15 protein-coding genes are annotated in these 13,099 nt (G+C 32.4%); 14 read left to right on the plus strand and 1 reads right to left on the minus strand.

The features are described 5' to 3' along the window. The 14 genes from C4S77_RS12875 to C4S77_RS02785 all read left to right on the plus strand — a co-directional run. Window positions 1-482 (plus strand): zinc metalloprotease (locus C4S77_RS12875; RefSeq protein WP_221405056.1); only part of this gene is annotated, 482 nt, incomplete at its 5' end. Then, on the plus strand, window positions 472-879 hold the full coding sequence (locus C4S77_RS02725; protein WP_105245922.1) for a hypothetical protein: 408 nt from the start codon (window positions 472-474) through the stop codon (window positions 877-879). The genes C4S77_RS12875 and C4S77_RS02725, both read left to right, overlap by 11 nt. Before the next feature lie 987 nt (window positions 880-1,866). Continuing rightward, on the plus strand, window positions 1,867-2,631 hold the full coding sequence (locus C4S77_RS02730; protein ID WP_260209373.1) for a hypothetical protein: 765 nt from the start codon (window positions 1,867-1,869) through the stop codon (window positions 2,629-2,631). A 5-nt stretch (window positions 2,632-2,636) separates the two neighbouring features. Next, a complete protein-coding gene (locus tag C4S77_RS02735) occupies window positions 2,637-3,026 on the plus strand; it encodes a hypothetical protein (RefSeq protein WP_105245924.1) in 390 nt (129 codons plus the stop codon). Window positions 3,027-3,388: 362 nt separating this feature from the next. Continuing rightward, window positions 3,389-4,381, plus strand: coding sequence for an RHS repeat domain-containing protein (locus C4S77_RS02740; protein ID WP_105245926.1), 993 nt, complete (start codon window positions 3,389-3,391; stop codon window positions 4,379-4,381). Continuing rightward, entirely contained in the window at window positions 4,378-5,163 is a 786-nt protein-coding gene (locus C4S77_RS02745) for an ankyrin repeat domain-containing protein (RefSeq protein ID WP_105245928.1), read from the plus strand. The genes C4S77_RS02740 and C4S77_RS02745 overlap by 4 nt, the downstream gene beginning before the upstream one ends. Window positions 5,164-5,432: 269 nt before the next feature. Then, entirely contained in the window at window positions 5,433-6,512 is a 1,080-nt protein-coding gene (locus C4S77_RS02750) for an RHS repeat domain-containing protein (protein ID WP_105245930.1), read from the plus strand. 413 nt (window positions 6,513-6,925) lie between these two features. Next, a complete protein-coding gene (locus C4S77_RS13135; RefSeq protein WP_221405057.1) occupies window positions 6,926-7,282 on the plus strand; it encodes a hypothetical protein in 357 nt (118 codons plus the stop codon). Continuing rightward, on the plus strand, window positions 7,195-8,067 hold the full coding sequence (locus tag C4S77_RS02760; RefSeq protein ID WP_221405058.1) for an RHS repeat-associated core domain-containing protein: 873 nt from the start codon (window positions 7,195-7,197) through the stop codon (window positions 8,065-8,067). Before C4S77_RS13135 ends, C4S77_RS02760 begins: the two co-directional genes overlap by 88 nt. After that, the gene (locus tag C4S77_RS02765; RefSeq protein WP_105245934.1) at window positions 8,057-8,848 is read left to right on the plus strand and encodes a hypothetical protein; all 792 of its coding nucleotides are present in this window, start codon (window positions 8,057-8,059) and stop codon (window positions 8,846-8,848) included. Before C4S77_RS02760 ends, C4S77_RS02765 begins: the two co-directional genes overlap by 11 nt. 369 nt (window positions 8,849-9,217) lie before the next feature. Beyond that, window positions 9,218-10,102: an RHS repeat-associated core domain-containing protein gene (locus tag C4S77_RS02770; protein ID WP_221405059.1), complete on the plus strand. Its 885-nt coding sequence runs from the start codon at window positions 9,218-9,220 to the stop codon at window positions 10,100-10,102. Window positions 10,103-10,110: 8 nt separating this feature from the next. Then, complete coding sequence (locus C4S77_RS02775) at window positions 10,111-10,590, plus strand: hypothetical protein (protein WP_146106017.1); 480 nt, start codon at window positions 10,111-10,113, stop codon at window positions 10,588-10,590. A 348-nt stretch (window positions 10,591-10,938) separates the two neighbouring features. Next, window positions 10,939-11,976, plus strand: a complete 1,038-nt coding sequence (locus C4S77_RS02780) for an RHS repeat-associated core domain-containing protein (protein ID WP_260209371.1) — start codon at window positions 10,939-10,941, stop codon at window positions 11,974-11,976. A gap of 7 nt (window positions 11,977-11,983) precedes the next feature. After that, window positions 11,984-12,268 carry a hypothetical protein gene (locus C4S77_RS02785; protein WP_105245942.1) on the plus strand — a complete coding sequence of 95 codons (285 nt, stop codon included), beginning with the start codon at window positions 11,984-11,986 and terminating at the stop codon, window positions 12,266-12,268. 477 nt (window positions 12,269-12,745) lie between these two features. On the opposite strand, the gene C4S77_RS02790 is transcribed toward C4S77_RS02785, so the two are convergent. After that, a partial coding sequence (locus C4S77_RS02790; RefSeq protein ID WP_260209372.1) for a helix-turn-helix domain-containing protein occupies window positions 12,746-13,099 on the minus strand: 354 nt, incomplete at its 5' end.

Here is a 13,099-nt window from a genome sequence, read left to right on the forward strand (position 1 = left end):
ATATATCTTATGAAACTAAAACTTTAGCAGAAGCGCAAGAATTAGCCAAAGGAAATACTGATAGAAAACTTAATTTTATACGAATCGAAAAAGATAAAAATAGATTAGGTCGTTCATTTATGAGGCAACTAGGTAGTAATACTGGACATTGGTTAGTTTCAGACGGATTGGGAGAATCATCAACAGCTCCACATGAAAATGCACATGGGTTAGGATTGGAACATGAGAGTGATCAAAGGGGGAGGGGTATTCCAAATATTATGGCTGCCAGAGGTACTTTAGTTAATTCTGAGTATCAATATGATCCAAAAGCTAAGTCAGGAGCTAAGGGGGGAACTGTGAATCCTATTTATAGAAGAGTTCGTAATGGAGATATACAGAAAATTATTAATAATATAAAAACAGATTCTAATGGAAACAATTATATTGGAAGTCCAAAAATTGATAATACCCTTTTGGATAAGACTGGTCATGATTTGTAGTATTTTAATATCTTGTAATCAGAAAAAAGTAAATTTATTAACGGATTCAAATAATGTAGATAAAGTTCAATTGATAAGAAATGAAAATGATTCTTTAATATTAAAATGGAAATCAGATAGTCTTGGGTGCAAACATTTAAGAACTATTGAAATGGGGAACCAAATTTTTGATAAGTATATTAATGAAGGAAAGTTAAATGATACTGTTGATGTAAAATTAATTTTTGGAAATCCCAATAAAAGAACATTATTAGATGATGGAAAAATAGATTTCACTTATTATATTCAAATGTGTTGTGATAATAATGTGTATTTAGAAGAATGTGATTATTCCCTTGTAAGCATAATATTTGATGGTAGAAATAATAAAGTAGTTTTTAGTCCAGCTGTAATGTAGTATGAAATAACAAAAACACCTTGCAATTCACAAGGGTTTTTTCATTTTTACCATTGGAGGTTAACCATCAGAAGGTTAATTAATCTGAGGTTGTAAAAACATCCCATATTTTTGCTTATCCACTAAAGAGTTTTCATTAAGCGCCAGTGCCAGCAGTGCATTTTCTGTAGAACTATAAAGCGCTTCAGAGAAAAAAAGAACTCCTTTTTGTCCTCAAAAGCAATTTTTACATTAAAAGATTTAGGATTTTTGTTTTTGTTAGAGAGATCGAATTTTTGATTTTTCGTTTGCATAAAAAAGTGTTTAAGTTGGTAAAAAAGGCAGGTCGCTACAAACGAATCCTACAGAGTAGAAAAGTCTTGGGACTTTCACCCATGTGCCTGCCCTATTAAGACTAATAATTACTTTCATAAATGATTTATTAAAATGTGTTGACAACCAAAGATAGCAAATAATCATTTATCAAGACAAAAAACTCTCCCAGACATATTAGGAGAGTTTTTTATATAGAAAGCTTCGGGGCCGATCCTCGCAGAATAGAATATGCCGGCGATGACCTACGAGGAGTAAAAATAAACTGGAAAGAAAAATACGAACGCAGCCTGCAGGATATAAAAGACAATTATGCGTATTTTGAAGTACCTTACCATGGAAAAGGTCATAATGATTAAGTAAACGGAGCAGGCTTCTGCTGTGAAGGAAAGGATAAAAAACTCCAAGCCTATGGAGGCGGAATCGGCAAAGGAAATGAAGAATATGAAAAGATGCAGTATTATGATCATGCGGATCATTTGGGAAGTAGCAGTTATATTACTAACTTAGACGCCCAAATAGTACAGCATGTAGAATATGTACCATTTGGTGAGGTTGTTTATTGAGGAAAGGAACCAGAGTTGGAATACCCCTTATTTGTTTAATGGCAAGGAACTGGATTAGGAAACGGGGTTATACTATTATGGGGCTAGGTATTACAACCCGAGGAAATCTATCTTTTTAAGTGTAGAGCCAATGTTTGAAGAAACAATGACTTCGTATCAGTATACTTATCAAAATCCAATTAAGTTTACTGGCCCAACGGGGATGGAGGGAGAGAGTACAGGAGTTATAAAAAATAAGAAAGGTACCTATACTGTTGTGAGTGCCAAAAATGATGGAGATACAGGAATTTATATAGCTGATAAAGATGGAAATTATGATGTGAATTCGAGTGAAAAAATAGGAAATACTTTAAACCCTTGGGATTATATAAATACAGATGAATCTAAAGGTACATTTTCAGGTGTTAAGCCAAAAACTATGTTTGATCCAAATTCAAACCTTAATTTTTACACATTGATTTATAAAAATGACTATAAGCCTTCGGGGTATTCGGAAGGAGCTGATTTAGCTGAACTGGCTTTATCCTCAAGAAACGGAGGAGATAGGGATATAAAAGTAAAATATGATCACTATAAAACAGTTGTAGTTGATGCAGAGAAAAAAATATATACTACGGTTAGATATACTTTCAATGTTAGTTTTGGAAAAAATATGAGGAATATTTATTCTCAATATGCAGAAAATTACAATGGAAAACCAAGGGATTTTTACATAAAAGTAATGCCTATTGTTGGTAAATATAATCAATATAAAAACAGTGGAAATGGCTATAATAAAGGCTATCCTTTTTATGGAGAACATACATATTCTGGCTCTGGAATATATAACGGATTTTATTTTAAAGCGAATTACAATAAGTATCTTAGATATTAATAGAAATGAGAAAAATAGTTATATTATCAATCAGTATTCTCTTACTATATGGATGTAAGGGATTTTTCAAAGATATAGATTTAAACAGAAAGATTATAGAAAGCTCAAAATATAAAATAGTCTGGTATACAAAAGGAAGCTTTAGTGTAACAAAAGTGTATCCAGAGTATATTAAAATTATAAACAAGGAGGAAAAAACAAATAATGTTATAGAGGAGAGTGCGATAGATGATATTAATTTGTTATTAGGCGATACTTTAGAAATAACTTATGGTAGGCATTATATATTAAGCGATAAAGATAACAAAGATACTATTATAAGTGATTTGTTGATTAGATATCAAAATTCAAAGCTTGATTATAATAACACTGTAAGGTTTAAAACTTTTGAATAGTATCAGCATAATAAATATATAGGGTTTAATATAAGAATATTTCAGTATGAATTGAACCTAAAATAGTATAAAATAAGAGGCTGTCTTAGTTTAGAGACAGCCTCTTTTATTTAACTAATTTTCTCGTCCATGCAGAGCAATATGAGGAGTTCAATGGTATTGAATAAATCCCAATGGTTGTGTTCTTGGAGTTCAGGATGTTCCAAAGAAAGGATAAGGGAAGATTTATAAAGGTTATTTCATAAGTAAAGACAACTATGCCTAAAAGGCCATAAGGAGCAGGCTTCTGCTGTGAAGGCAAAGATAAAAAACTCCAAGCCTATGGAGGGGGAATCGGCAAAGGGAATGAAGAATATGAAAAGATGCAGTATTATGATCATGCAGATCATTTGGGAAGTAGCAGTTATATTACTAACTTAGACGCACAAATAGTACAGCATGTAGAATATGTACCGTTTGGTGAGGTGTTTATTGAGGAAAGGAACCAGAGTTGGAATACCCCTTATTTGTTTAATGGCAAGGAACTGGATGAGGAAACGGGGTTATACTATTACGGAGCTAGGTATTATAACCCGAGGGAGTCTGTGTGGTTATCAGTGAATCCGATGGCGAAGAAATACCCTAACATTTCGCCATATGCATATACATTCCAGAATCCGGTTAAGTTAATTGATCCTAATGGAGAAGAGCCTACTCCATTAGAAGCTGCTACTATGGCAAGCCATGTGTATGATGGGAAAATAAAATTAGTTGGAGGATGGGAGGTTTCTAAGAGAGATGTTAAAGGATTGGTAAAAGAGGATGATCAAAATGGATTAAAAGGGAATTTATATGAGCGAACATTAGACGGGAAGACGGAATATGCCATGGTTTATGCTGGTACTGAAGATATTAAAAAAGATGGATTGCAAGATGTTTTACAGGCTTTCGGAGTTTCTTCCCAATATACAACTGTTATTAATAATGCAGAACTTTTAAAGAAAGATTTGGGAGATTCAGAACTTACTTTTGTAGGACATTCTTTAGGGGGAGGGTTGGTTCAAGCTTCAGCTCTTTCGATTGATGGTCAGGCAATTACTTTTAATCCAGCTTGGGTATCTACTTTAACGGCTAATGTACATAAGTTATATAAATTTGATGATAAAATTACTAATTATGTAATATTTGGAGAAGTATTAAACAATTTCCAATCCACTTATGGAAAGAAGTTAGGGTTAAACCGTTTAGGAACCACTAAATATTTATATTCAACGATGCCTTTAATTCCCGTATATGGAACTTTAAAAGCTCATACCATAGGTCAGATATTAAGTGAAATAAAGGATGTTAAAGCCTATAACAAAACTAAAAAATGATACAGAGAATTTATATTTTTATATTAATGCTTGTAATGTTTTATTCATGCAAGCATTATCTTCCCGGTTATAATTATAAATTATTTCAAGACACTCCTGTATATACCTTATCTAAAGCGGTTGAGTCAGATAATTTATCAGAGATGACCCGTTTGGTAAAAGAAGAGAAGATAGACGTGAATTATAGAGAACCTAAATTTGGTAATAATTTATTGATGTTGGCAATCGTAAACCAAAAGAAAGAGACGGTACAGGCTTTATTAGATTTAGGAGCAGATCCTAATTTGAAGAACTTTTATAGCGATGATACTTCTTTTACAGTAGCTTTAAAATATATGGAATCCTGTAATATGGATAAGGTTAAGTTATTGATAGAACATGGGGCTGATGTGAATACACGAAAAAAATATTTACGAGAAGCAACTAATGAGACATACAATGAGACAGCGCTTAGTTTAGCTTCTTCAAAAAAAAATTGCGTAGATTTAGTTAAATATCTTGTAGCTAAAGGAGCCTGTGTTAATGATACTCTTTATTATAAAGGATATGGCGCAATTACAACCGCTTTAATACATAATAATTTAGAAGCCGCATTGTATTTGATTAAGCAACCATCAACAGAAATTCCAGATATAGTTTATATTCGAGATAAAGGAGGTAAAGATGAACAAAAGTTATCTATAACAGATATGTTAGAAGAAGAAAGTTATAGTTCGGATCCTGAGAATCAAAAATATAAAGAAGAAATTCTAAGTTATTTAAAAAGTATTCATAAGAGATAGGTAAAAAAGTTTAGCTGGCCTATAAACTAGGCGTAGATGTTAAATAACTCCAACCCCTCGCATTGCGAGGGGTTTTTAGTTTTAAGGCTCTTTGTTTAGTAAATCCAATAATTCCAATTCATCTTTGGGGATGAATGAGTGGAAGAGCTGCAGGATATTGTAAATGTCCCATTGAGTGTGTTCTTGGAATTCCTTATGCTACAAAGAAAGGATAAGAGAAGAATTACAGAGGATACTCCCTAAATAGAGCCCACTATGCGTATTTTGAAGTGCCTTACCAAGGAAAAGACCATAATGATTATGTAAACGGAGCAGGCTTCTGCTGTGCAGGAAAGGATAAAAAACTCCAAGCCTATGGAGGCGGAATCGGCAAAGGGAATGAAGAATATGAAAAGATGCAGTATTATTATCATGCGGATCATTTGGGAAGTAGCAGTTATATTACTAACTTAGACGCACAAATAGTACAGCATGTAGAATATGTACCGTTTGGAGAGGTGTTTATTGAGGAAAGGAACCAGAGTTGGAATACCCCTTACCTGTTTAATGGCAAGGAACTGGATGAGGAAACGGGGTTATACTATTACGGAGCTAGGTATTACAAACCGAGGGAGTCTGTCTGGTTATCAGTCGATCCGCTGGCGGAGAGGTACCCGAATTATTCTCCGTATGCATATACATTTCAGAACCCGATTAAGTATATAGATCCCCGAGGCTTAGAGGGGCTAGAACCGGGAGATCCACCTAAAGAAAGAGAAATAGACGAAGTTGTAATTATAAGTAAAGCAAGAAGTTGGTTTAATAGGAATATAATAAGACCTATTAAAAATATATTTCGAGTTAAAATAAAAAACTCTATTACTCATGAGACTAAACTTAGTGTTGATGTTGGGCTATTACAGGTTAGTGATGGAGGAACAAGAGGTTACGAAATTAAAGGCCCAACAATAAGGGCTGGAGAAATAACTGTAGGTTCTAATAAAAATGATGGGGCTTATTTAGATTTATATAATCCTTTATATGAGATTGCAACAGGAGGTGATCTAAAAGGAACTCTTATTTCTGGCAAATTAGAAACAGGAAAAGTTGATGTTAAGGCTGGGGTTTCTTGGAAATTGAAGGATGTAACTGTTCCTGTTTTAGGGCAACCAGCTATTCATCCCAATGAAGTTGAAATAACTCCATATTTTGGTGTAGGAATGCCTTGGGCTGAATTTAAGATTGAGAAGAGTTATAAAGGAATAAAGGTAAATTATGGAATTCAAGAAGATATAGGAAAATCTTTCTATAATATCATTGGTATAAAAGGAGATTTTAAGTTAGAAGGTAAAACCGAAATTAATTGGTAAAGATATGTTGCAGATTATTTTAAATTTATTAAATATAATTTTAATAATGAGTTTTATTTATATGTTTTATTTTACATATAAAAATCACAAATTATTAGATAAGCACCTTATAAATCGGATAGATTTAAAGGAAAATGAATTTAAAATATATAAAAAGATAAAATGGAGTTATATAGTTTTTGCTCTGGTTATATTTGTCCGATTTTTTATACCGTGGGAATATCTTATACATTAATTAAGTAAATTAAAATAAAAGAATATATTTTTATTAAAATTGTCTAATATCAAATTAATAGAAATAGTAAAATAGAGCAAAAAAGCTTTGGTTTTTTTATTTCACTCTATCTCTTCATCCATGCACTAATTTGAGGAGTTCAATAGTATTATAAATAGACCACTATGCGAATTTTGAAGTGCCTTACCATGGAAAAGACCATAATGATTATGTAAACGGAGCAGGCTTTTGCTATGCGGGCAAAGATAAAAAACTCCAAGCCTATGGAGGAGGAATCGGCAAAGGGAATGAAGAATATGAAAAGAAGCAGTATTATGATCATGCGGATCATTTGGGAAGTAGCAGTTATATTACTAACTTAGACGCACAAATAGTACAGCATGTAGAATATGTACCGTTTGGAGAGGTGTTTATTGAGGAAAGGACCAGAGTTGGAATACCCCTTATTTGTTTAATGGCAAGGAACTGGATGAGGAAACGGGGTTATACTATTACGGAGCTAGGTATTACAATCCTAGGGAGTCTATCTTTTTAAGTGTAGATCCAATGCTTGAAGAAACGATGACTCCTTACCAGTATACGTATCAGAATCCAATTAGATATACCGACCCAACGGGGATGGAGGGAGAAGGAGTTGATGATTGGATAAAGAATAAGGAAACAAGAGAAATAATATATGATAGTAGAGTTAAAAGTTCAAATGATTTGGCAGCTAATGGGTATAATCCTGATAATTATGAGTATATAGCCCCTGGTTATGAAACAATAGATCCAAGATTTAACTCCCAAATAGTATTAGGAGAAAATGGAAATTATACAGAGGATGGAATTTCAAAACAAGCTCCGGATAAAGCTCCAACATTTATAGATAAAGCTATGTCATATTTATCATCAATTAATCTATTTAGTGATAGTGGGAGTGAAACGTATCCTCAGATGGTGGGAGGAGACAGAACTTTTATTATAAGAAATTCTCATTACAGGTTTGGGGATAAAACTAGAGAAAATGATATGATGGAATATTTAGGTGCAATTGGAAGAGGGAGTTCTCCAGACTTCATGGACTTTTTAGGTGATGTGCTAAGTTTAGGGAATATGACATTACCCAGTAAAGGAAAAACAGATTCTTTTGAGTATAATATCCAAATACCAATTAGTATTGATTTAGATCGGCGTAAGGCTGCTGGATATATGGAAGTAGGTAGAAAGGTTAAAGATACTTCAGTAAAAGTGAGATATCCTCTAGATACTTTTGATATTAAACTAAAAAAACAGCAACAAATATATCGTACAGGAAAAGGATTGAATTATGTTAAGTAAAAAAAATCTGCAATTATTTATTGTTATTTTCATACTCTTACAAAGTTGTGATAAAAAACAATATGATGAAATAAAGACAAGTGAAGAAATAATTGATGGTTTAAAATGTGAAAGGAGAGAGTATTTGAGAAAAGGGATTCCAGTAAAAGTATTAACAAAATTATTAGATGGTAAAAAATTATCGGAATCTTGGTTAGTAGAAGATAAAAATGAAAAATATATTTACTATAACTTACAATATAATCAAAAAGGGGATACTGTTGTAAAAAAATATTTTCAAACTAATAAGGGAGCAAGTTTTTATAATTATGATTGGGGATATTACAATTATGAGGATGGAAGATATGAATATAAACAATATTTTCCTATTAATGATAGTTCAACTATTAATCAGTTTAAATTTTATAAGAATGGGATATTTATAGCAGATAGTAGTTCATATTATACAGTAATAAGTAAAGAGGGTAAGAATGAAATAACCTTATACTCATTGGCTGATGATGCAATTTTGTTATTATCGGAAGAATTACATGATAATTATGATAATATCAATCAAATTACGAAATTTGATACTCTATTTCCTGTTAGGCCTTTTGTGTGGGATGTTCCAAAGAGTTGGAATTCAAAAGGAGTTATAAAAATTATTAAATTTAGAGGACAACCCTATTATAGTAAAGAAAGAAAAGATTATTTACAAAGAATTAGTGAGAAAGATATGTATTTAGGGCCTCCTAATGAGATTGAGGCAATTAATATAATCAATAAAAATAAATTGTGGTAATAGGATAAAAAAGGTGAAGAGTATTCTCCACCTTTTTTATTCTTTCTTAATCAGATCTAACAGATCGAGTTCCTCGTTAGGCAGGAGGGCTTGAATAAGAGATATGAGATTATAAATATCCCATTGGTTGTGCTCGGAGAGTTCAGTTCTTTATGTTTAAAGAAAGGATAAGAAAGGATTTACTACCTAAATAAAAACCACTATGCGTATTTTGAAGAGCCTTACCATGGAAAAGACCATAATGATTATGTAAACGGAGCAGGCTTCTGCTGTGAAGGAAAGGATAAAAAACACCAAGCCTATGGAGGCGGAATCGGCAAAGGGAATGAAGAATATGAAAAGAAGCAGTATTATGATCATGCGGATCATTTGGAAAGTAGCAGTTATATTACTAACTTAGACGCGCAAATAGTACAGCATGTAGCATATGTACCGTTTGGGGAGGTGTTAATTGAGGAAAGGAACCAGAGTTGGAATACCCCTTACCTGTTTAATGGCAAGGAACTGGATGAGGAAACGGGGTTATACTACTACGGGGCTAGGTATTACAACCCGTGGGAGTCTGTGTGGTTGTCAACGGATCCATTAAGTGGTTACAACCCTATTATGGAAACGGAGTACTACATCGATGGTCAACATAACAAAGGAGTATTTAATTCATTTAACTTAAATACCTATGGGTATTGTTATCAGAATCCGGTTCTTTTAGTAGATCCTAATGGAAAACAGGCGATTGTAGAGAGTGTTAAGGGAGGAGTAACGAATGTAACCTGGAAAGTAAAAGTAAATAATTACGAAGGAAGTGCAGACCAGTTGGCATTAAAATTAAATGAAGTCTCTAAAATATTATCTCAAAATAAAGGATTGAATATAAATATAGTTCAGGATAATAATGCTATTTATACTTTAGAGTTTGGCAGTAATATAACTTCAAAACAAACAGCTACAGGTGTAGAATATGTAATGGGGTCAACTCAAATAGGTAATATGATTAATGGTACAGCCTATGTACAAGATGATTCTTTTGTTATAGCTCATGAAATGGGACACTCTGGGGGATTAGGGCATATATTTGATGTTCAATTAAATGAAGAAGGTAAAGTAATAGTTAATGATACCCCAAATAATAAATATAATTTAATGAATACAGAAGCGGGAGATGGTAGAACTAATGGATACTATGGAGGAAAAGAGCTAAATCAAGATCAGATAAATTATATGAAAAATTATATTGAATCAAAACAAGAGAAATAAAATGAATTATGAAATTGAGTAGTATTATTTTGTTTATTGTTATGCTATTGATGCTTGAATGTTCTATTAATAAACCTTTAGTAAGGTACTATAATACAACTTTAGAAAAAGAAAAAAAGTTAAAATTCAAGTATACTCATTTTTTAGAAAAAATGTATAAAGAATCTTTGCCTGAAAAATATCAGCCTGAAAAGATTAAAAATTATAATATTAGATTATTAATAGTAAATGGAGCGGCTTTTAAAGGTGAGTTTATAGTAATTAATAAAAAAGATACCTTAAAGTATATAGGTGATAGTGCAGGATATTGTAAAACAAGATTGTACGAATTGCCAGCTGGATTAAAAAAAATGAATATAGAAGATAGTAAAAGAGGGAAATATATTATAAAATTAAAAAAAGAGTATGATTATATTGAAATTTCAGGATTTAAAGATACTCTTATTATTAGATATTTAGATTTCCCTAAACTTAGGTTATGTACATAAATATAGTAACATATTTACTAAGATGTTTTGTAATATAATAAAAAAGCCCTCGCTTTTGCGAGGGCTTTTTTATTTAACTAATTTCCTCGTCAAGGGCAAGTAATCTGAGGAGTTCAATGGTGTTGAATAAGTCCCAGTTGTTGTGTTCTGTAAGTTCGGGATGTTCCAAAGCAAGAATAAGATAAGATTTACAGAGGATACTCCCTAAGTAAATACCATTATGATTATGTAAACGGAGCAGGCTTCTGCTGTGAAGGAAAGGATAAAAAACTCCAAGCCTATGGAGGCAGAATAGGCAAAGGGAATGAAAAATATGAAAAGAAGCAGTATTATGATCATGCAGATCATTTGGGAAGTAGCAGTTATATTACTAACTTAGACGCACAAATAGTACAGCATGTAGAATATGTACCGTTTGGGGAGGTGTTTATTGAGGAAAGGAACCAGAGTTGGAATACCCCTTACCTGTTTAAAGGCAAGGAACTGGATGAGGAAACGGGGTTATACTATTACGGAGCTAGGTATTACAATCCGAGGGAATCCGTGTGGTTGTCAACGGATCCATTGGCTGAGAAGTACCCTAATGTATCACCGTATGCGTATACATTCCAGAACCCGGTTAATTTTATAGATCCTACGGGGATGGAGCCCGATGGATGGGGAAGAAAAGGTAATCAATGGATCTATGATGAAAATATTACCCAAGAGAATTATAAGGAATTAGGTTATGATGATTATTCAGATGGTGTAACTAATAATACATATACATCAGTTAACAATACTCAAGTTACATTAAACTCAAATGGAACATGGAAAGAAAGAGGTTTGACAAGTAGTGGTGAGTTTTATGGAGGAGATGGAAGTGGAAGTTTTATGGACTGGGCTCATAGAATTGTGTATGAAACAGATCAATACAACCCGATAGCTTTAGTATGGGATGGAATACAAGGATATATAACAGGAGCAGATAGATTTGGGAATGAGTTAAATACAGCTGGATCTACATTCAAAATAGCAATAGCTATTCCTATAGGAAAAGCTGGTGGTCTACTTTATAGAGCAGAACAAGGTGTCGTTAATGTAACAAGTAAGAGTACTGTTAACATGGGGACAAATGCTTTAGCCAAGACAGGAATACAGTTTAGCAAGCACTCTTTACAACGATTAGCTGAACGTGGGGTAACAAAAGATATGGTCGAATTGGTTGTTAACAAGGGACAAAAATTCTATGATCCACTTAATAAATCAATCAATTATGTCTTACCAAAAAGTTTTGCAAGTGGAAAAAGTTTGTTAGTTGGTACGAATCCATCAACAGGAGAAGTTACGACAGTAATACGTAGCAGTAAAAATTTAATCAAAAAGAGGTTTATAGCAATAAAATAATTGTGTTATGAAATCGAATATTGAAATAGTAGAATTATTGAAATCTATTTTAGAAAAGGGATACCCAAGTAGGGAGAAGCTTATAAAAGATTTTCAGGATGAAGTTTGGAATGATGATAGTATACAGGATGAAGTTTTAAATGAAATTTTATCGGAACTTGCATATGATTTGGATTTTTATGAACCTAATAAAGAATGGCGAAAAGAAGATCAAAGTTATTATGGAGATGATAGATTAGAAGAAGTAATAAAAAAAGCAATACGAAAATTACAAGAGCAAAGCCTGCAATAGCGGGCTTTTTTTATTCAATAATTTCCTCGTCCAAGCAAAGCAATCTGAGTAGTTCAATGGTGTTGAATAAGTCCCAATGGTTGTGTTCCTGGAGTTCAGGTTGTTCCAAAGAAAGGATAAGAGAGGACTTACAGAGATTACAGAGGGAATTTAGAGTAAAGAGGTAGTTTTGTTTGTTTTTAAAAGTTAAGGAAATAGAGAAATCCTTGTTGGTTTCGACTTTTTTGTTTGGGGTTGTCATGGTAAAAAATATTTGGGTTTAAAAAATAGGCAGGTCGCTGACAACCCATTCTACGAAGTAGAAAAGTCTGGGGACTTTCACCCTTACGCCTGCCCGTATTATTAGTGATACACTTTGTCCTTATTATGTTCATAAAATGGATTGTCAGGAGCAAATATAGTAAAAAACTATAATTTATTAGATAAAAAAACAATCCAAAAGGATTGTTTTTTAATTATATATAATAATAATTTTACTTATAAAGAAGCAGCGTTTTTAGTAAAAAAATCTTTAAATTTTTTATTAGTAAGCATTTTATCCACTAATCTAAAAATAGTTTGTTTGTCCTCTTCTTCCAGTTGTTGAATAAGCCTTATTTGCTCTACTTCATTCTTGTCCTCAATAGTAATTTCTTTAGGGATAGAACCATCATAATTTATAATTTGATCCGTAGTCATATTAAATAAATGCGCCATTTTATGAAACTCATCAATAGTTAAACTACGTACCCCTTTTTCAATTTTAGAATAAGCAGACTTATCAACGCCAATATAATTAGCCACTTCAATTTGTTTAAGGTCTTTTTGTTCCCTTATATCTTTAATATTATT

It is taken from the genome of Apibacter adventoris (assembly GCF_002964975.1).
GTDB lineage: Bacteria > Bacteroidota > Bacteroidia > Flavobacteriales > Weeksellaceae > Apibacter > Apibacter adventoris.